This is a genomic window from Paenibacillus sp. FSL E2-0201, from assembly GCF_037963325.1.
Classification (GTDB): Bacteria; Bacillota; Bacilli; order Paenibacillales; family Paenibacillaceae; genus Paenibacillus_AQ.
The window spans coordinates 3,655,893-3,676,285 of sequence record NZ_CP150154.1 but is presented as its reverse complement, the minus strand read 5'-3'; the positions used below and the strand labels follow the sequence as shown (position 1 = coordinate 3,676,285).

17 protein-coding genes are annotated in these 20,393 nt (G+C 42.7%); 14 read left to right on the top strand and 3 right to left on the bottom strand.

Annotated elements, in window-relative coordinates; genetic code table 11:
* The first annotated feature begins 17 nt into the window (after positions 1–17).
* The 4 genes from NSU15_RS16595 to NSU15_RS16580 all read left to right on the top strand — a co-directional run bounded on the left by NSU15_RS16595 (position 18) and on the right by NSU15_RS16580 (position 5,258).
* Positions 18–1,520, top strand: a complete 1,503-nt coding sequence (locus tag NSU15_RS16595; protein ID WP_339286803.1) for a serine/threonine-protein kinase — start codon at positions 18–20, stop codon at positions 1,518–1,520.
* Between the two features lie 234 nt (positions 1,521–1,754).
* Entirely contained in the window at positions 1,755–3,308 is a 1,554-nt protein-coding gene (locus NSU15_RS16590; RefSeq protein WP_042128304.1) for an ABC-F family ATP-binding cassette domain-containing protein, read from the top strand.
* Positions 3,309–3,380: 72 nt separating this feature from the next.
* Positions 3,381–4,421 carry a ThiF family adenylyltransferase gene (locus NSU15_RS16585; protein ID WP_042128302.1) on the top strand — a complete coding sequence of 347 codons (1,041 nt, stop codon included), beginning with the start codon at positions 3,381–3,383 and terminating at the stop codon, positions 4,419–4,421.
* A gap of 114 nt (positions 4,422–4,535) precedes the next feature.
* On the top strand, positions 4,536–5,258 hold the full coding sequence (locus NSU15_RS16580) for a response regulator transcription factor (protein ID WP_339286801.1): 723 nt from the start codon (positions 4,536–4,538) through the stop codon (positions 5,256–5,258).
* Positions 5,259–5,303: 45 nt separating this feature from the next.
* On the opposite strand, the gene NSU15_RS16575 is transcribed toward NSU15_RS16580, so the two are convergent.
* A complete protein-coding gene (locus tag NSU15_RS16575; RefSeq protein WP_339286799.1) occupies positions 5,304–5,804 on the bottom strand; it encodes a C40 family peptidase in 501 nt (166 codons plus the stop codon).
* Between the two features lie 326 nt (positions 5,805–6,130).
* The gene (locus NSU15_RS16570) at positions 6,131–6,772 is read right to left on the bottom strand and encodes a thiamine diphosphokinase (RefSeq protein ID WP_339286798.1); all 642 of its coding nucleotides are present in this window, start codon (positions 6,770–6,772) and stop codon (positions 6,131–6,133) included.
* A 164-nt stretch (positions 6,773–6,936) separates the two neighbouring features.
* Here NSU15_RS16570 and NSU15_RS16565 point away from each other — a divergent pair, with 164 nt between their 5' ends.
* Positions 6,937–7,401 (top strand): low molecular weight protein-tyrosine-phosphatase, encoded by a 465-nt coding sequence (locus tag NSU15_RS16565; RefSeq protein WP_042128296.1) that lies wholly within the window; start codon positions 6,937–6,939, stop codon positions 7,399–7,401.
* A gap of 137 nt (positions 7,402–7,538) precedes the next feature.
* On the opposite strand, the gene NSU15_RS16560 is transcribed toward NSU15_RS16565, so the two are convergent.
* Positions 7,539–8,270 (bottom strand): alpha/beta hydrolase-fold protein, encoded by a 732-nt coding sequence (locus NSU15_RS16560; protein WP_042128294.1) that lies wholly within the window; start codon positions 8,268–8,270, stop codon positions 7,539–7,541.
* A 265-nt stretch (positions 8,271–8,535) separates the two neighbouring features.
* Here NSU15_RS16560 and pdhA point away from each other — a divergent pair, with 265 nt between their 5' ends.
* The 9 genes from pdhA (at position 8,536) to NSU15_RS16515 (ending at position 20,388) form a co-directional block, all read left to right on the top strand.
* The gene (gene pdhA / locus NSU15_RS16555; protein ID WP_042128292.1) at positions 8,536–9,603 is read left to right on the top strand and encodes a pyruvate dehydrogenase (acetyl-transferring) E1 component subunit alpha; all 1,068 of its coding nucleotides are present in this window, start codon (positions 8,536–8,538) and stop codon (positions 9,601–9,603) included.
* A gap of 15 nt (positions 9,604–9,618) precedes the next feature.
* Complete coding sequence (locus NSU15_RS16550) at positions 9,619–10,596, top strand: alpha-ketoacid dehydrogenase subunit beta (RefSeq protein WP_042128290.1); 978 nt, start codon at positions 9,619–9,621, stop codon at positions 10,594–10,596.
* 108 nt (positions 10,597–10,704) lie between these two features.
* Positions 10,705–12,330: a 2-oxo acid dehydrogenase subunit E2 gene (locus tag NSU15_RS16545; protein WP_042128288.1), complete on the top strand. Its 1,626-nt coding sequence runs from the start codon at positions 10,705–10,707 to the stop codon at positions 12,328–12,330.
* Between the two features lie 2 nt (positions 12,331–12,332).
* Positions 12,333–13,745, top strand: coding sequence for a dihydrolipoyl dehydrogenase (gene lpdA, locus NSU15_RS16540; protein WP_042128286.1), 1,413 nt, complete (start codon positions 12,333–12,335; stop codon positions 13,743–13,745).
* A gap of 182 nt (positions 13,746–13,927) precedes the next feature.
* On the top strand, positions 13,928–14,902 hold the full coding sequence (locus tag NSU15_RS16535) for a S66 peptidase family protein (RefSeq protein ID WP_339291372.1): 975 nt from the start codon (positions 13,928–13,930) through the stop codon (positions 14,900–14,902).
* A gap of 107 nt (positions 14,903–15,009) precedes the next feature.
* Positions 15,010–15,990, top strand: a complete 981-nt coding sequence (locus NSU15_RS16530) for a thymidylate synthase (protein ID WP_339286796.1) — start codon at positions 15,010–15,012, stop codon at positions 15,988–15,990.
* Positions 15,991–16,047: 57 nt separating this feature from the next.
* Entirely contained in the window at positions 16,048–16,539 is a 492-nt protein-coding gene (locus tag NSU15_RS16525; protein ID WP_339286794.1) for a dihydrofolate reductase, read from the top strand.
* 230 nt (positions 16,540–16,769) lie between these two features.
* On the top strand, positions 16,770–18,257 hold the full coding sequence (locus tag NSU15_RS16520) for a glutamate synthase subunit beta (RefSeq protein ID WP_042128279.1): 1,488 nt from the start codon (positions 16,770–16,772) through the stop codon (positions 18,255–18,257).
* Positions 18,258–18,675: 418 nt separating this feature from the next.
* Positions 18,676–20,388 (top strand): proline--tRNA ligase, encoded by a 1,713-nt coding sequence (locus tag NSU15_RS16515; RefSeq protein ID WP_339286792.1) that lies wholly within the window; start codon positions 18,676–18,678, stop codon positions 20,386–20,388.
* Positions 20,389–20,393: the final 5 nt, after the last annotated feature.

Sequence of the window (20,393 nt, the reverse complement as noted above, 5' to 3'; positions counted from 1 at the left end):
AAAAAGGGGGATTTAAATTGTATTTTGAGACAAAGCTTAAGATTGGACAGGTTATTAATGACAGATACAGAATTACGGATCTGATTGGATCAGGTGGGATGAGTATTGTTTATCTTGCGGATGATTTGCGCCTAAAGGGTAAACGATGGGCTGTAAAAGAAAGCTTGTGCTTAGATGAGCTTCATTCTGATATCCAAGCAGAAGCCGATATGTTAATCACTCTAGACCACCCACGTCTGCCTCGGATTGTCGATTTCTATCTTCCAGATCGAGAAGGGTATTCCTATTTAATCATGGACTATATTGAAGGCGTGAGCTTAAATCAGTTAATGAAGGACAATCCCGGACCTTTGCCATGTAACTTCATCGTTAAAGTGGCTAGACAGCTATTAGAGGTTCTTCAGTACCTACATGATCATCATCCACCGATTATTTATCGTGATCTCAAGCCTTCAAATATCATGTTGACGCTGCAAAAAGAACTGATGTTAATTGACTTTGGGGTCGCTCGAAGCTACAAGCACGGTATCTCCGAAGATACGGTTAAGCTTGGTACAGTTGGCTTCGCGGCACCTGAGCAATATGGAAGCGGGCAAAGTCAGCCGGTATCCGATTTATACGGGCTCGGAGCATTAATTCTCTATATGGCAACTGGAGGGCAATGTAGCCATTGGGAGTACGGGATGGAGGATCGGCTATATAATTACATGCCAGCAGGCATTATTCCAATCATAAGACGCTTATTAAGACATCTCCCAGAGGAGCGATATCAGAATGCAGGAGCAGTTCTTAAGGCGTTAGATCGTGTGGAATCCGAAATGGACCGTGAAAATGATCTAACAGCAGTAGTCCCGTTTCCGCTAGAAAAGGGAAAATCGATCGTTATCGCTTTACTCGGAGTAGCTTCAGGTCTTGGAACAACACATACTTCATTTGCTGTGAGTAGCTTACTTGCACAGAAGGGGTCTACTGCATGGGTTGATTGTTCTATGAATTCATCGATTTTTGATCGCATTCGTAGTTTGTTATATGCACAGATTGCAACTGTCCCATATACTGACGAACAATCTGCTTTTTCATGGAAAGGAGTACATTATTGGAATCGTTCTGTTGACAGGGAAATGGCTGATCTACTGAGTGGAAACTATCAATTTGTGGTGTTGGACCTGGGCACTGGCGAATATGGAGGGGCTCTTGAAGAGTTTAAACATAGCGATCTTCCGCTTTTAATTGCCTCAGGTGCAGATTGGAGAATCGAAGAGTTGCTTCTATGGATTAGGCGAAAGGGAATACAGGCTGAACCGAATTGGAGAGTGGGATTACCGCTCGCTGAACACTCCTCTACACAGCTGCTACAAAGCGCTATTGGGACAGCCAAAGTTTATGGACTTCCTTTTCAACAAGATCCATTCAAGCCCAAGGGGAAGTTGGCGGATGTCATTAATGAAATAATTGAGGGATTATTAGATGCGCCTATTAAGGTGAAAAGTCGTGTTTTTTTCAAAAAAAATGCTAAATGAAGGGGTTCTGTATGTTTTAACGGCTCACTCAACGAACTTTTAATTCAGTGTTGCGCTAAAGTGTGTTAAAATATATATTTATACGTGTTTTAAAAATATAATAAAGTATACGTTTTACACTATACTTTATTCTTAGATTTCTCGTATAAACGCTTACCGTCCTATGGAGACGCCGAAGGCATTTTTGCTTGTTTACGCATTATTTAAGTATAGATAGGAGCTTGCTGAGAATTTATGAGTTTACTTAGTGTAGAAGACGTTTCCCACAATTTTGGGGATCGGACGTTGTTTAAGAATGTTTCTTTCCGGTTGTTACCTGGAGAGCATGTAGGAATTGTAGGAGCAAATGGCGTAGGGAAATCAACGCTTATGAATATTTTGACAGGGAAACTGTTGAAAGATAGTGGAAGAGTAGAGTGGACACCTCGTGTCCGTTATGGCTATTTGGATCAGCATACCATCTTAACACCAGGTAAAACCATCCGTGATGTATTGAAGGACGCTTTCTTGCCGCTTTTAGAGCTGGAACAGGAAATGCTGAAGATCACTGAGCAGATGGGGGACGCTTCTCCTGAAGAGTTAGAGGTTTTACTTGAGCAAATGGGGGACATCCAGGAGCAGCTGGACATCGGGGATTTTTATTTAATTGATGTGAAAGTGGAGGAAATGGCGAATGGCCTAGGCTTATCCGTCATTGGACTTGACCGTGATGTCGCTTCTTTAAGTGGGGGCCAGCGCACAAAAGTCCTGTTGGCGAAGCTACTGCTTGAGAAACCAAACGTACTGTTGCTGGATGAGCCTACCAACTATTTGGATGTTGAGCACATCGACTGGTTAACTAACTATTTGAAGCAGTATCCATATGCATTTATTTTGATCTCCCATGATACGGAATTCATGAATAAAGTCGTAAATGTGGTCTATCACCTGGAGTTCGGCAAACTTACTCGTTATACTGCAAATTATGAGAAATTCCTGGATATGGCTGAGATGAACAAGATTCAACATATAGATGCTTATGAAAAACAACAGGATTTCATTAAGAAGCAAGAAGATTTCATTCAGCGTAACAAAGCCCGTGCCTCCACATCTGGTCGGGCGAAGAGCCGTGAGAAGCAATTAGATCGTATGGATCGAATTGATCGCCCAGAAGAAGCTGCTAAGCCGACCTTTAAGTTTAAAGAGAGTCGTGCCAGTGGCAAAACAGTCTTTGAAGGCATTGATTTCGAGATTGGCTACGACCGTCCGTTGCTACCTATGCTGAATATGACCATTGAACGTGGAGAGAAAATCGCTATCGTTGGTTGCAATGGTGTGGGTAAATCGACGTTATTAAAGACCATTCTCGGAGTAATTCCAACATACAGCGGTAAAACTTATCTTGGAGATTATCTGAATTCAGCATACTTCCAACAAGAAGTGAAAGCAGCTAATCTTACACCTATTGAGGATGTATGGAATGAATTTTCTAGTCTAACTCAGAATGAAGTGCGTGGACATCTAGCTCGTTGCGGTCTGAAAAATGAGCATATTACACGACCGCTTAGTATGCTGAGTGGTGGCGAACAAGCTAAGGTACGTCTTTGTAAGCTGCTGATGCGTGAGAGCAACTGGGTACTGTTCGATGAACCTACAAATCACCTTGATGTGATTGCCAAAGCTGAGCTGAAGCGGGCACTGCAAGAATATAAGGGTACAGTCCTGCTGGTCTCCCATGAACCTGAGTTCTATGAAGATTGGGTTACGAAAATTTGGGATGTAGAGCAGTGGTCAGCTGTACAAGTATAGAATCAACATCTTTCCGGGGAATAGCAGACTATCTGCTGTTCTCCGGTTTTTGGATACAGGGAGGGGAATCAATTGATCCATACAGAGGAGCGTGAAGACCGTTATTCTCGTCAGGTGCGGTTTGCGCCATTTGGTGAAGAAGGACAACAAGGGCTCGCGCAGTCTAGTGTATTAGTAGTAGGAGCGGGTGCGCTTGGTACCGGAATTGCAGAGACGCTGGTACGCTGCGGGGTCGGGAGGATTATTTTAGCTGACCGTGATTATGTAGAGTGGAGTAACCTTCAAAGGCAACAGCTCTATACCGAGGCAGATGCACTAGAACGGATGCCAAAGGCTGCCGCTGCGCTGAGAAGACTTCAACAGATTAATTCTGAGGTTGTTATTGAATCCCACGTTATTGATGTCCGTGCAGAAGAGCTGGAAGGGCTCATTTCTGGGGTTGATCTAATCATGGACGGTACGGACAATTTTGATACTCGGCTCATTATTAATGATATGGCACAAAAACACGGTATCCCATGGGTCTATAGTGCATGTGTAGGCAGTTATGGAATAACATATACGATTTTGCCAGGAGAAACCCCATGTCTCCATTGTCTCTTAGGGACAGTACCTATAGGGGGGGACACCTGTGATACTGTAGGTATCCTTCCGCAAGCTGTACAATTAGTTACGGCAAATGCTACTACAGAGGCGCTAAAGCTACTGGGAAAGCGTAAAACACAATTAAGAAACAAATTATTAACGTTCGATGTGTGGCGGAATGAACATCATGAGATTGGAGTGAAGGCTGCCAAAAAGGAAAACTGCCCTTCTTGTGGGAGTCATCCGATTTATCCCTATCTTACGGCAGCAAATACCGAGCGAAGCGATGTCCTATGCGGGAGAGATACCGTACAAATCCGTCCTTCGAGACCACAGAAGCTTAACTTGCAGGAAACTGCGAATCGTTTGTCTCGTTTAGGAAGCGGAAGCGTGGACAGCAATGCTTATCTGGTTTCTTTTATAGAAGGGCCTTATCGAATGGTTATTTTTGCGGATGGCAGAGCCTTAATTCATGGGACTAAAGATATTGCTGCTGCTAGAAGTTTTTATCATCGATATTTCGGATAAAGAAGCGCTAAATAGGGTTCAGACCATTTCTAAGGAATGGTCTTTTTGTTTTCCGGGAATTCTATAAGTACCGCAGTGTTGCTATTGCAAGTCATATAGATATGGGGGAGCTTTGTGATTGAGCAAATAATATGGTATATGGCTGATAGCTCTAGTAGCGAAGAAGATCGAGTCGTTATTCAAAGTGTGCTACAAGATATTGGACTTGAAGCAACAAAAAGCGAAGATCCCGAGGATCTCCACTTAACCATATCAAAAGTAGAACCGGTACTGCTGCTTGCTGAGTTATACGAGGTGGGGACTTGGGAAGGCTGGGATATTATTTCCGCTGTAAGAGCAGAGGGGATGATACTCCCGGTAATGGTGATTTCCGGTGAACAATCTGAATCTGGAACTGGGGCGGTTTCGGCATTCTCAGCCGGGGGTAATGAATATATGACCAAGCCTTTACATACCGGTGAATTCAAGTACAGAATTCTAAATTTATTAACCCTTACTGGACGGCGTCGAAATTTAAATCAACTGCTGAGAGTCGATGGTTTAATGCTCGATCCCAGTCGCAGATTTGTAAGTCGCGAAGGGATCGAGTTAAAGATGACGCCCAAGGAATTTGATCTATTGTATTATCTCGCTGCAAATCAGGGAATGATATGTTCCCGTGTCGAGATACTTAAGGAAGTATGGGGTTACCAATTTCACGCAGATACGAATGTTGTTGATGTTTACATTAGACATATCCGTTTGAAAGTTGATAAAGGTCACCGGAACAAGTTAATTCATACTGTTCGCGGAACAGGATATGTAATGAGGGCGCCCGAAGGCAGCACCACATCCTGAGACTTTTTCTCTATTATAGTTTGAACTCTACTACAGAGCCGTTGTTTACAGTACGCGGCGAGCCTTTAAATAAGTTTTTTTCCAAGTACCGGAGTTAAGATCGGAAATCGTAACACCTGGCTTACCGTAAGTGTGCAGAATTTTACCGTTGCCGGCATAAACAGCTACGTGAGTAACGTTTTTGCCAGTTGCTCTGCTACCGCTTGAGAAAAATACGAGATCGCCTACACGAAGATTCGCTTTAGATACGGCTGTTCCTTTTTTGGATTGTTCTGCAGCCGTACGAGGCAGTGTTACGTTATATTGTTTAAAGATATATTTAGTAAAAGAAGAGCAGTCAAAAACTTTAGTAGTAGATGTGGATGCACCGAATTTGTAAGGCACTCCCATATATTTCTTTCCGAGATTCACTATGCTTTGACCTTTAGACACCGAAGCAGCTTCAACTTTAGTTGCTCCTACGCCTGTTGCCATCATTGTTCCTAAGCCCATTGTAGTAACCATTCCTATAACAATCGCTTTTTTAATCCATTGTTGTTTATTCATGTTGTAGTACCTCCAAGGTGTTAGTCTTTGTTGTTGTGTTTGTCTGTCTTGCTTGCCTGATTCGTAGTATAGCAGGTTATCTATTACATAAAAAATGGTAGAGGTGCAATAAAGTGAGGCTGGGTATGGGTTGGAAGCGTTATATTAAAAATTCATTAAAAGTTACAAAAAATTAATAATTTGATCTGTCAGGATATAAAAAAAGCCGAAAAATCCTTGGTAAATAAGGATTTTCGCGGCTTATTTCAATTTGCTATAAAAGTTACAATGATGTTTCTAAAATGCAAAAAGGGAGCATTTTTACGTTATACATGTGCCATATGTAATTAATCTTTACTCTGAATAATCAGCAACAATCCACTTCGGATGGAAACCGTTCCTGAGGATGAAATCAGTTTATTACTTACGCCAAGAGATTGTCCAAGCTTCAGCGTAGCGTCAGTCAATGGATATTGAAAACCTTCAAGGGTAATCCCCGATACTTCTGGGGTTAAGGGTAGCAAAGAAACGTAGGTGTAGCCTAAATCGTTGATAACAGCTTGGGATCCTGTAAGGGTTATATAGTTATGAGTGTCCATGACGTAGCAGTTGATTTGACGTTGAAGGGCTCTTGTCATCATTTGAATGCTAGCCAGAGAGTGATCAATTCTAGTCCCTGTAACACCTAATAGTAGAATAGAATCAGGTTGCTGATCTATTGCAATATCGAGCGCCATCTCGCTATCTGTTAAATCCTTGTTCACGGCATCACAGGTGATGGTCTTTTTACTTAGGTTCTCAATATCTTGAAGTGCCTCAGGCGAAACGGAATCAAAATCACCTACTGCTATATCTGGTGTATATCCGTGTGAAATGAGAAACAATGCCCCTTGATCCGCACCGATAATAAAATCATCTTCATCTAATAGATCGAAATAATCCGGAGATAATTCACCACCGGCAAAAATAACGACGCGTTTGGATGACATAACATCCATTCCTCCTCTTAAACCTCTAGTTGAGTATCCTGTCCAGTATAATGCAGATCGAAAGGTTGCACAATTGACCTCGACAACGCTAAAATGAGAGTGTGTGATCTTTTGAGTATAATTTCACATATATTTTAGGTTTAACAACCAGGAGGTGAACGAAAATCGTAAGAGTACTGTTTGTATGTCTAGGTAATATTTGTCGATCACCGATGGCGGAGGCTGTTCTACGGCATAAGATTCATGAACGAGAATTATCAGACAAGATTCTTGTAGACTCTGCGGGAACTGGTGATTGGCATATTGGGAAAGAACCGCATGAAGGAACGAGACGTATCCTTGATCATAATGGTATTAGTTATGAGAATATGATGGCGCGTCTAGTTAGCAGTGAAGATTTTCAAAAATTTGATTATATCGTCTGTATGGACAAGTCTAATGGAGAGAATGTTCGAAAGGTTCCAGGAGGAAATGACGCTGATCTAATGTTCTTCATGGATTTATTGCCTGAGGAGGAACTGCGTGAAGTACCAGATCCGTATTTTACAGGTAATTTTGAACAGGTGTATGACTTGATCAACGCGGGCTGTGACATATTGCTGGAAAGAATGATAAGAGAAAAGCTGTAACCCAATTTGGATTACAGCTTTCTCGTTATGATTCATATGGTAAATCGAGGAAATTTGCTGGATTAAACTGTAAGCGCAAACAAGTAATCTACATACTGTTCTTTAGATGTTCACTATTTACTACTATCAACTGGTCATTATGCGTTTAAGAAATAGAGTAGAGACTCTGGTAGCTCTTTCTGCCAAAATCCCCAGAGATGACGTCCGTCCTTCTCTCGGTAGGATACGGTTGCTCCGCGTGATTCAAGCAATGTTTTAGTTTCTCGATTCATCTGAACAAAATCATAAATGCCGGTATCCGTTTTGTAGTCAGTTTCCTGAAGACCGACGACCATATTAATGTTGAGCCAGGAAAGATCCTCTTCTTTGGCCAGCATTTCGCGGGACTCAGGATAGAAAGCCCCGGAAAGGCTGATGATACGTGTAAAGATCGCAGGATAAGCAAGTGCAAGATGGAGCGATACACTGCCCCCGAGAGAGTCTCCTGCTAGGATTCGTTCGTCCGGAGTACGGCGTACAGGATATTTTTGTTCAATGAAGGGAATAATCTCTTCGGAAAAGCAAGATAAGTACTGTTTGAATCTGCTGCCAAACGGCGCATATTCTTGAGTCCGAACAGCGACGTCTACTTCGACACCAACAATGATGAAGGGCTCCACGTCTTCTTCTATAATAAGACGTCCAGCAAGTGTAGCGATGCGGCCAAAGTTAAAGAATTCTTCTCCGTCTTGGCAATACACAACGGGATAGCTCAAGACTTCGTTGTAGCCGGGAGGGAGATAGATGCGTAATTTGCGTTCCTCCTGCAGATGTTCACTCCAAAGCGTTTCTTTTACAATTGTGCGTTTCAGAAAAACAGAATCGCTCATAGTTGCCACGTCACCTTTCTTGTCGAATTTTGCAATACACAACGGTTTGCTCTAAAATAAATAGCTGAGTAACTGTGTGATTAATCATTTACTTGTTCCAAAAGCTTTAAACTGTTATATAAAAATATACCACCTGTTATACATACAAAATTTAAAGAAATATAAATTTTATAAGTATTTCTTTGACGAAAGTAACCAAACAGGTGTATAATAATATTATAACAGAGGCAGCTGATATTCAAATTTTTTTATTGAGGTGAAGATAATGAGTAAAGTTCCTTATGAAGTGTATACAGAGGACGTCGAGGCTCTAACGGTACTTTCCCCGGATGGAGAAATTATCAACAAGGATAAAATGCCTGATTTAACCGACGATCAACTGAAAGAAATTATGTATCGTATGGTATTTACCCGTACTTGGGATGATCGTGCAGTAAATCTTGGTCGTCAAGGCCGTCTTGGTTTCTACGCACCGGTATCCGGTCAAGAAGCTACTATGATTGGTAGCGAATTCGCTTTGGAAAAAGAAGACTTCTTATGCCCAGGCTACCGTGATATTCCGCAGCTAGTATGGCACGGACTTCCATTGTACCAAGCATTCCTATATTCCCGTGGACACCAACATGGTGGAGCTATTCCTGATGGCGTTAATGTATTGATGCCACAAATTATCATCGGCGCGCAAATCCTGCACGCTACAGGAATTGCAATGGGCTTTAAATTGAAGAAACAAAAGAGTGTTGCAATTACTTACACTGGTGATGGCGGTTCTTCTGAAGGCGACTTCTATGAAGGCTTGAACTTTGCTGGTCGCTTTAAACTGCCTGTTATCTTCTTTGTTCAAAACAACGGTTACGCGATTACGACTCCGTTCGCAAAACAAACAGCTTCCAAATCGATCGCTCACAAAGCGGTTGCAGCTGGTATTCCGGGAATCAAAGTTGACGGCATGGACATCTTTGCGGTAATCAGTGCTGTTCGTGACGCTGCTGAGCGTGCACGTAATGGTGAAGGTGCTACATTGATCGAAGCTGTAACTTACCGTTTCCGTCCACACTCCCTTTCTGACGATGCAAGTAAATACCGTTCGAAAGAAGAAGAAGGACAATGGAGTGAAAAGGATCCAATCAACCGTCTTGCCAAGTATTTGGAGAAGAAAGGTCTTTGGACTGAAGAAGATACGCTGCGCGTGAAAGACGAAGCGAAAGCTACTGTTAACGAGCAGATTAAAAAAGCTGAACAAACCGAAAAAATGACAATACCTGGCTTGATCGACAGCATGTTCGAAGTAACACCTAAACATCTGGAAGAGCAAAAAGCCGATTTTGAATAAGGGGGATATCAGGCAATGGCACAAATGAATATGAAAGAAGCGATCCGCGACGCGATGCGCGTTGAACTGAATCGTGACCCTAACGTTCTTATCTTCGGAGAGGATGTTGGTAATGTAGGTGGCGTTTTCCGTGTAACGGAAGGACTGCAAAAGGAATTTGGCGAAGATCGTATTTTTGATACTCCACTAGCTGAGTCCGCTATCGGTGGTTTGGCATTTGGTCTTGGTGTACAAGGCTTCCGCCCAATTGCAGAAATTCAATTCGTAGGTTTTATCTTTGAAGCACTTGATCAGATCGTCGTTCAAGCGGCACGTCTGCGTTGGCGTTCTGGCGGTAAATATAATGCTCCAATCGTATTCCGTACTCCTTTTGGTGGCGGAGTTAAGGCTGCTGAGCTTCACACAGACTCACTTGAAGGTTTGATTGCACAAAGCCCGGGTATTAAAGTAGTAATTCCTTCAAACCCATATGATGCTAAGGGACTTCTTATCGCGTCTATCCGCGACAATGACCCTGTATTCTTCATGGAGCATTTAAACCTTTACCATGCGTTCCGTGCTGAAGTACCAGAAGGTGAATACACTGTTGAACTTGGCAAAGCTAACGTAGTTCGTGAAGGTACTGACGTTTCGATTATTACTTACGGGCTGATGGTACATACAGCTACCAAAGCAGCCGAGCAACTCGAAAAAGAAGGCATTAACGTTGAAATTATTGACCTTCGTACTGTAAGTCCAATCGACATCGACACTATTGTAGCGTCTGTGAAGAAGACTAATCGTGCTATCGTAGTACAAGAAGCTCAAAAGAGCTCCGGTGTTGCTGCTGAGGTTATTGCACAAATTAATGAAAAAGCATTGCTGCACTTGGAAGCGCCTGTGCTTCGTATCGCAGGACCTGACACAGTGTATCCATTCGCACAAATTGAAGATACATGGCTTCCAAACCCTGCACGTATCATTGCAGGCGTGAAGAAAGTTTTGGATTTCTAAAAAAAATTCTATGAGAAACGGTTGTCATCCATATAGGATGACAACGTCGTTTCTTCTTCTAAATTCTAATCATAAGGTCAGTCCCAATTTCACAAGGAGGTTTTCAAAGTGGCAAAGTTTGAATACCGATTCCCTGAACTAGGTGAAGGTTTGCATGAAGGTGAAATCATCAAAATGCATATCAAAGCCGGTGACAAGGTAACGGATGATGATATCGTAATGGAAGTTCAAAATGACAAGGCGGTAGTTGAGGTACCTTGTCCAGTGAACGGTACTGTGTTGGAAGTTCTGACTAAAGACGGTCAAGTATGCCGTGTTGGCGAAGTTGTAGCAATTATCGAAGCTGAGGGCGATGTGCCTGAGCAAGAAGGTCATGCTGCTGAAGAAGCTCCAGCTGCACCTGCACCTGCTGCACCAGCTCCTGCGAATGCTAAATCAGCGAACTTTGAATATCGGTTCCCAGAACTGGGTGAAGGTCTGCATGAAGGTGAAATCATCAAAATGCATATCAAAGCCGGTGACAAAGTAACCGATGATGATATCATCATGGAAGTTCAAAATGACAAGGCGGTAGTTGAAGTTCCTTGTCCAGTGAACGGTACTGTATTGGAAGTTCTGACTAAAGACGGTCAAGTATGCCGTGTCGGCGATGTTGTAGCTATCATTGCTGCAGAAGGTGACGTTCCTGAACAAGCCGGTCATGCAGCTGCAGAAGCAGATGTAGCAAAAGGCAGTGCAGATACAACTTCTTCCCCTGCAAGCGGATCTGTTAGTGCAGCACCAGCTCCTGACCGTGATGTATTGGCTACACCTAGCGTTCGCAAATTTGCTCGTGAGCAAAAAGTGGATATTTCTAAAGTGAACGGAACTGGAAAAGGTGGCAAAATCACTCGTGAAGACGTTGAAGCATTCCTGAAAGGCGGTTCAGTACCAGCAGCATCTGCAACACCAGCAGCGGCAGCTTCTGAAGCTCCTAAGGCTGCTAAAACCGAAGCTAAAGCACCAGCAGCAGCGGCGAGCGGTAATGTTAGTCTTGAAGAAGAACGTGTACCATTCAAGGGCATTCGTAAGGCGATCTCCAATGCAATGGTTAAATCGGCTTACACTGCACCGCACGTTACCATTATGGACGAAGTAGATGTTACTGAACTGGTAGCATTCCGTACACGTATGAAACCAATCGCTGAGAAAAAAGGCGTTAAGGTTACTTACCTTCCGTTCATCGTTAAAGCATTGGTTGCAGCTTCCCGTCAATTCCCAGCACTCAACGCTATGATTGATGAAGAAGCAGGCGAAATTGTCTACAAGAAATACTACAATATCGGTATTGCTACTGATACACCTAACGGTTTGATTGTTCCAGTTATCAAAGACGCTGACCGTAAGAGCATCTGGATGATCGCTAGCAGCATCACTGACCTTGCAGTTCGTGGTCGTGATGGTAAATTGTCTGCTAACGAAATGAAAGGCAGCACGATCTCTATCAGTAACATTGGTTCTGCTGGCGGTATGTTCTTTACTCCAATCATTAACTTCCCTGAAGTGGCTATCCTCGGAACTGGCCGTATCAGTGAAAAAGCAGTTGTGAAGAATGGTGAAATCGTAGTTGCTCCTGTAATGGCGTTGTCACTCAGCTTTGACCACCGTATTATCGATGGTGCGACTGCTCAAAACTTTATGAACTACATTAAATCGCTGCTCAATAATCCTGAGCTGCTGGTTATGGAGGTATAATTATGGTAGTAGGAGACGCTTCTCTAGATATTGACACATTGGTCATTGGTGCAGGTCCTGGTGGGTATGTGGCGGCAATTCGTGCCGCCCAGCTCGGCCAAAAGGTCCTCATCGTGGATAAATCGGAACTCGGCGGTGTATGTTTGAACCGTGGTTGTATTCCTTCTAAAGCACTGATTGCTGCTGCACATCAGTTCGAATCTGCTAAACATGGTGAAGTTTTCGGTGTTACAGCTGAGAACGTTAAAGTGGATTTTGCCAAAACTCAAGAGTTCAAAAACGGCGTAGTTAAGAAAATGACTAGCGGCGTGACTAGCTTGATGAAGGGCAACAAAATTGAAGTATTTAACGGCGAATGCATGTTTATCAGCGACACAGAAGCACGTGTGTTCAATGATCATGAATCCCCACGTTACCGCTTCAAGCACTGTATCATTGCTACAGGTTCCCGTCCGATTGAATTGAAACCTTTCCCATTCGGTGGACGCATTTTGTCTTCGACTGAAGCTCTGGAACTTCCAGAAATTCCGAAGAGCATGATCGTAATCGGTGGTGGTTACATCGGCGCTGAGCTTGGTCAAATGTACTCCAAGTTCGGTACTAAAGTAACAATCATTGAAGGATTGGATACTGTACTTCCAGGCTTCGATAAAGATATGACTCGTCTTGTTGCGAAGAACATGGCCAAAACTGGCATCGAAATCGTAACTAACGCTAAAGCTGAAAGTGCTGTACAGAACGACAAGGAAGTTACCGTGAAATATTCTGTTGGTGGCGAATCCAAAGAAGTAACTGCGGATTACTTGCTTGTTACTGTAGGCCGTCGTCCTAACACAGACGGTGAACTTGGTTTGGATCTGATCGGTCTAGAGCTTGACGATCGCGGATTGATCAAAGTTGATCACCAAGGTCGCACAAGCATTCCTAACATCTTCGCTATCGGCGACGTTGTTCCAGGTCTGGCATTGGCACACAAAGCTTCTTACGAAGGTAAGATTGCCGCAGAAGCGATTGCAGGACTTACATCTGTTGTTGACTACAAAGTCATCCCAGCAGTTGTGTTTACAGATCCTGAGTGCTCTAGCGTAGGTCTAACAGAGAAAGAAGCAAAAGACAAAGGCTACAAAGTGAAAGCTGGCAAGTTCCCATTCGCAGGGAATGGCCGCGCCGTATCTTTGAACAGCCCAGAAGGTTTCATCAAAATTGTTGCTAACTCCGAAAACAATCTTGTGCTTGGTGCACAAATCGTTGGTATCGAAGCTTCTAACTTGATTGCTGAACTTGGTTTGGCAATTGAAATGGGCGCAACACTTGAAGATATCGCTTTGACTATTCATGCGCATCCAACCCTTGGCGAAATCGTCATGGAAGCTGCTGAACTGGTTGAAGGTCATCCTATTCACGTAATGAAATAATTTCTCTACCCAATTGCTCTAGCAGGCACAAAAAAGGCGGAACGCATTTGCGTTTCGCCTTTTTGAGTTTTTCACTTATTTTTGAAAATAGATATAATGGGAGGAGATGAAGCAAATTGAGCGAATACACTATAAAAATCAATCATCCGTATTTAAAAAAACTTATATAGGGAGGACAAATGATAAAACCCAATAAGTTAAAGCCTGGTGATGAGTTGCGGATCATCTCACCTGCCAGAAGTCTGTCATTAATTGCTGCTGAACAAAGGAAAATTGCCAAAGAGCAGCTACAGCAATTAGGATTTCGGATATCATTTTCCGTAAATTCCTTTGAGAAGGATGAATTTGTTTCCTCTTCGATTGAATCTAGAATAGAGGATTTGCACGAAGCCTTTTTAGATCCAAATGTTAAAGGGATTCTTACGACTATTGGTGGCTTTAATAGCAATCAACTGCTACGTTATATCGACTATTCCATCATTGCAGAGCATCCTAAACGATTATGCGGGTATTTGGATATTACTGCTTTAAGTAATGCAATCTATGCTAAAACAGGATTAGTTACTTATTCCGGACCGCATTTTTCAAGCTTCGCGATGCTTCACGACAATGAATATACCACCCAATATTTCCGCAAGCTGATGATGGACAATAAAGAAATATTGGTGAGGCCATCTAAGCATTGGAGTGATGATGAGTGGTATTTGGATCAGGAGAACCGTGTGTTTATCAGAAATGAAGGTCCATTCATTATCAATGATGGAGAAGCGCAAGGGACGATTATCGGCGGGAACCTTTGTACGTTAAATCTTTTGCAGGGAACGGAGTATATGCCTAGTTTGAAAAATTCGATTTTATTTCTCGAGGATGATTATGAATCATCTCCTGTAACCTTTGATAGGGATTTACAATCGCTGATTCATCAACCAGATTTTCAGCATGTCAAAGGAATGGTTATTGGCAGATTCCAACAAGGATCACGCATGACAAAGAATTTGTTGACCAAAATCATAACATCGAAAGAAGAGTTATCAGATATTCCTGTCATTGCGGACGTGGATTTTGGGCATACATCTCCTATGATTACTTTCCCTATAGGTGGACAAGCCTCACTTCGTGCGTATGGGGTTAGAGTAGAGTTAAGGATATCGGAGTAGTGAACTCCTCATATTATTAAATAAATTTTAAAAATATCTTACCTCCTACAAAAATCGAATTTTTCAGATATAATATATGAGGTGAAATATTACGGAGGTGCAGTAAATTGACGAATGAGTTAGAACAAACCTATTTGGATTTTCTACAATATATTTTAGATAACGGTGTGACAAAAGAAGATCGTACCGGAACAGGCACAATTAGTGTATTTGGTTATCAAATGCGATTTGATTTATCAAAAGGCTTCCCACTATTTACAACAAAACGTACACCGTTCCGTTTAATCGCAAGTGAATTATTATGGTTTATTAAAGGCGACACAAACATCCGTTATCTCCTGAAAAACAATAATCATATTTGGGATGAATGGGCTTTCAAAAGATGGGTTGAATCAGATGAATATACTGGTCCAGATATGACAGACTTCGGGAATCGTTGTTTAATTGATGAAGATTTCAATCAAGTCTATCAAGCAGAGATGAAAGCATTTTGTGAACGTGTCTTAGAAGATGATGCGTTCGCAGCGAAACATGGTGACCTAGGGAATGTTTACGGTAAGCAATGGCGAAATTGGACATCTTCTACAGGTGAATCCATTGACCAATTACAAGATGTTATTCATCAGATCAAAACAAACCCTGATTCCCGTCGATTAATTGTTAGCGCATGGAACCCAGAAGATGTTATAAATGCTGGGGCAAAAGGGAGTAAAGCGGCGTTACCACCTTGTCACGTTATGTTTCAGTTCTACGTTGCAAATGGTAAATTAAGCTGTCACTTGCTGCAACGCAGTGCGGACTCTTTTCTTGGAGCTAACTTCAATATCCCGTCTTACTCATTACTTACTCATTTAATAGCACATGAGTGTGGTCTAGAAGTAGGCGAGTTTGTATATAGCATTAGTGATGCACATATTTATTCAAATCATGTTGAACAAGTTAAAGAGCAATTATCAAGAGACTTAAGACCATTACCTACATTGGTTATTAATTCAAATAAGAAATCACTTTTTGATATCGAGCTGGAAGACCTAGTTATTGAAGGGTACAATCCGCATCCTTCGATTAAAGCGCCGATCGCAGTATAACGTAATTGTCATAAATCAAGATTTTTTGATCTTTATAGGCAGGAAGGAGCGTGTTTCGTGAGTATTACTTTAATTTGGGCAATGGGCACCAATCATGTCATTGGAAAAGATAATGATATGCCATGGCATCTACCGCTGGATTTCGCTTATTTCAAAGCAGAGACACTAGGGAAGAGAATGCTTATGGGCCGCAAAACGTGGGATTCGCTTGGAGGGAAGCCTCTGAAGGGCAGAACAAGCTTAATCATGACAAGAGATACAGATTATGCTCCTGAAGGCGCAGAGGTTGTAAACACGCTTGAGGAGGCTCTCAGAGAGGGTAGAAAAGACGATGAGCTGATGGTAATCGGTGGTGCGGAAATTTACAAACTGATGTTACCTTATGCTGACAAGTTGTTGTTAACCCAAATTGAACAGGATTTTGAAGGGAATACCCGGTTTCCTGATATTGATTGGAGTGTGTGGAAAGAGATTTCCAATAAGAAGGGAATACGTGATGAGAAGAATCCGTATGATTACCGTTTTCTTGTTTATGAACGTACGGAATAGCAATAAAACGTTTTCTCTGACATAACATGTGAAATAGTACAAAAAAACAGTAGATTAATCCATTACTGTGCAAAAGTAATGAGTGCTACTATAATTAAAATTAGAAATGATAATCTACAGGTATAGAATGTGCAGGTACTTCATTGCGCTGCTCACGACCATACGAAGCCGCAATATGCTACAATGTACTATACTTCAACACGAAGAGAACGGATGGGGGAAACGTAAACATGTCTACACCTACAGGTTTTATGGAGTATAAACGGCAGCTCCCAGGGGATCGGGATCCTGAGCAGCGGGTAAAAGACTGGGAGGAGTTCCACCATCATTTATCCGAGGACGAGCTTCAGACACAAGGAGCGCGCTGCATGGATTGCGGAACTCCTTATTGCCATACAGGAATTGATATGGCTGGAGGAACCTCAGGTTGTCCAGTTCACAATTTAATTCCAGAGTGGAATAATTTGGTGTACCGAGGACTCTGGAAAGAAGCATTGGAACGACTGCATAAGACGAATAATTTTCCTGAGTTTACTGGGAGTATTTGTCCTGCTCCTTGCGAAGGCTCTTGCACAGTGGGTCTAATAGGACAGCCGGTAACCATTAAGACCATTGAGCTAGCTATTATTGATAAAGGGTTTGAAGAAGGCTGGGTTGTACCTAATCCTCCAGAGAAACGTACAGGCAAGAAGATTGCAATCGTAGGCTCTGGGCCTGCTGGACTCGCAGCAGCTGCACAACTTAATAAGGCTGGACATACTGTAACTGTATTTGAACGCAGTGACCGCATCGGCGGTCTGCTCACATATGGCATTCCGACTATGAAACTCGATAAGAGAGTTGTGCAACGTCGTGTAGATTTATTGGCCGCTGAAGGTATCAATTTTGTAGTGAATACAGAGATTGGCAAGGATATTCCTGCGCAGCAGCTTGTTGATGAGTATGATGCAGTCGTTCTGTGTGGTGGAGCTACTAAGGCACGCCGCTTTAACGTTGAAGGTAGTGAGCTTAAGGGTGTAATGTATGCTATGGACTATTTAAATGGTACGATTAAGAGCTATTTGAATTCCAACCTTGAGGATGGTAACTATGTGTCCGCTGAAGGTAAAGACGTGATCGTCTTGGGCGGTGGGGATACAGGTTCTGACTGTGTTGCCACTGCGCTTCGTCACGGATGCAGCAGTATCACTCAATTTGGTACGCATGAAAAAGCACCATTACAACGTGATCCGATAGCTAATCCTTGGCCACAATTCCCGAATGTATACACGCTGGATTATGCGCAAGAAGAAGCCAAAGCCATTTTTGGGGATGATCCGCGTGAGTTCTCTATCATGACCACCAAATTTGTCGGTGATGAAGAGGGGAATTTGAAAGAACTTCACACCGTCCAAATTCGCCGGATTGTGGATGAGACAGGTCGTAAGATCTATCAGCCGGTTCCAGGCACCGAAGCTGTATATCCTGCTCAACTTGCTCTGATTGCCATTGGTTTTGATGGCCCAGAACAAGATATTATTCAAGAGCTTGATCTTGAAACAGATCGTCGTTCAAATGTGAAAGCACGTTATGGTAAATTCAATACGAATGTAGACAAAGTATTTGCTGCTGGTGATATGCGCCGCGGTCAAAGCTTGGTGGTTTGGGCTATCAACGAAGGTCGCGAAGCTGCACGTGAAGTGGATAAATACTTGATGGGGTCAACCGTTCTTGTTTAGGGATTAGGATAATAATTGTTTAAAAAGCCGTTACTCCAGCAGTTTATCTGCTGGAGTAACGGCTTTTTAATAAAGAGAAGCTTGACGTAAATATCAGTATCATATAAATTAAATACATTATTCACATGAGAAAAGCATTGACCAAGGATCTACGATTCAGAAAGCGTTAGAACAGAGAGGGAACCCACCGGGTGAAAGGTTCCTCAAACACGTGTGAATGGTATCCTGCCTTGGTAGCTGTAGCGATAATATCTACTAACCCGCTACCGGAATCGACCGTTATCCGATTTGAGGATTGCCAAATCAGAATGGATCGCATGTTGATCTGGCAGTTGAATAAGGGTGGTATCACGACACATTCGTCCCTGACGAATGTGTCTTTTTTGCATTTAGAGAAATGATTTAAGGGGGAGACAATATGCGTCAAAGCAATTTATTATTAACAACTCTTCGTGAGGTGCCTTCGGAGGCGGAGACAATCAGTCATCAGTTATTGCTGCGTGCGGGGTATGTCCGCCAATTAGCTGCGGGAGTGTATACCTATTTACCTCTTGGACGGCGGGTTCTACGGAAGATAGAAGCGATTGTGAGAGAGGAGATGGATCATTCTGGAACTCAGGAAATTCTAATGCCATCCATGCAGCCTGCGGAACTATGGAAAGAATCAGAACGTTATGATGTTTATGGTAAGGAGTTGATGACTTTTAAGGATCGTCATGAGCGGGAATTCATACTCGGTCCAACGCATGAAGAAGTAGTAACCTCACTTGTGCGAAATGAGATCAGCTCTTATCGTAAGCTTCCTGTTACCGTTTATCAGATTCAGACCAAGTTCCGAGATGAACGGCGTCCACGTTCTGGATTGCTGAGAGGCAGAGAGTTCTTGATGAAGGATGCGTACTCTTTTGACATAAGCTTAGAAGGACTTGATCAATCGTACCTCCAAATGTACGAAGCTTATCATCGAATATTTAAGCGTTGTGGACTGAAGTTCAGAGCTGTACATGCAGATTCTGGTGCGATTGGTGGGGAAGGGGGAAGCCATGAATTTATGGCACTGGCTGATATCGGGGAGGATACGATTGCTGTTTGTTCCTCTTGTGATTACGCAGCGAATTTGGAACAGGCAGAAGCCATACAGTCTAATAAGAAAGAATTGAGCTTCGAATTATCTGAGTTAGAGAAATTCCACACCCCTGATCTTCGTACTATTGATCAATTAGAGCAGGAAATGGATATCCAGCCAGAACAAGTGATGAAGACACTAATTTATGAAGGAAACGGACAATTCTTTGCTGTAGTGGTTCGAGGAGATCATGAAGTAAATGAGATAAAAGTGAGTAAATATTTAGGTGCGACGGAGATTAAGCTTGCTGACTATGATGCTGTGAAATCCTTAACGGGTGTAGAGAGTGGGTTTGTGGGGCCGGTGGGTTTGACACTACCTGTACTAGTTGATGCTACAGTGTCTGGAATGACCCAGGGGATTGCGGGAGCAGGAGAAAAAGATTATCACTTCCGTAATGTTGTACCGGGTAGAGATTTTGGGCTTGAACATGTGGGGGATTTCCGCAATGTAGCAGAAGGTGAAGCTTGTCCACAATGCGAGGATGGCGTGCTTCATTTTCAACAAGGAATAGAAGTTGGGCATGTCTTTAAATTAGGTACCAGATATAGTGAGAAGCTTGGAGCTTCCTTTTTAGATCGTTCTGGCAAAAGTCAGCCTATGATCATGGGTTGTTATGGAATTGGGATCTCACGTCTATTGTCAGCGATTGTAGAACAGAATCATGATGATCAAGGAATCATGTGGCCAGTTGCATTGGCACCTTATCAGGTTCATATTTTGATAATGTCTGTTAAGGACTCGGAGCAACTGGCAGTTGCAGAGGCTCTGTATGTTCAGCTTACTAAGCTCGGTATTGAGACGCTGCTGGATGATAGGGATGAACGTGCTGGCGTTAAATTTAAGGATTCAAGCTTGATTGGTATACCTGTAACGCTAGTGGTTGGTAAGGAAGCAACACAGGGAAGGGTGGAGTATCTAGAAAGAAACACAGCAGGAAAAGAGGTCCTAGAGTTAGTCGAAGCAGTTACTCGTATCCAAGCGATCTTTTCACAGCTGAATTAATTTCT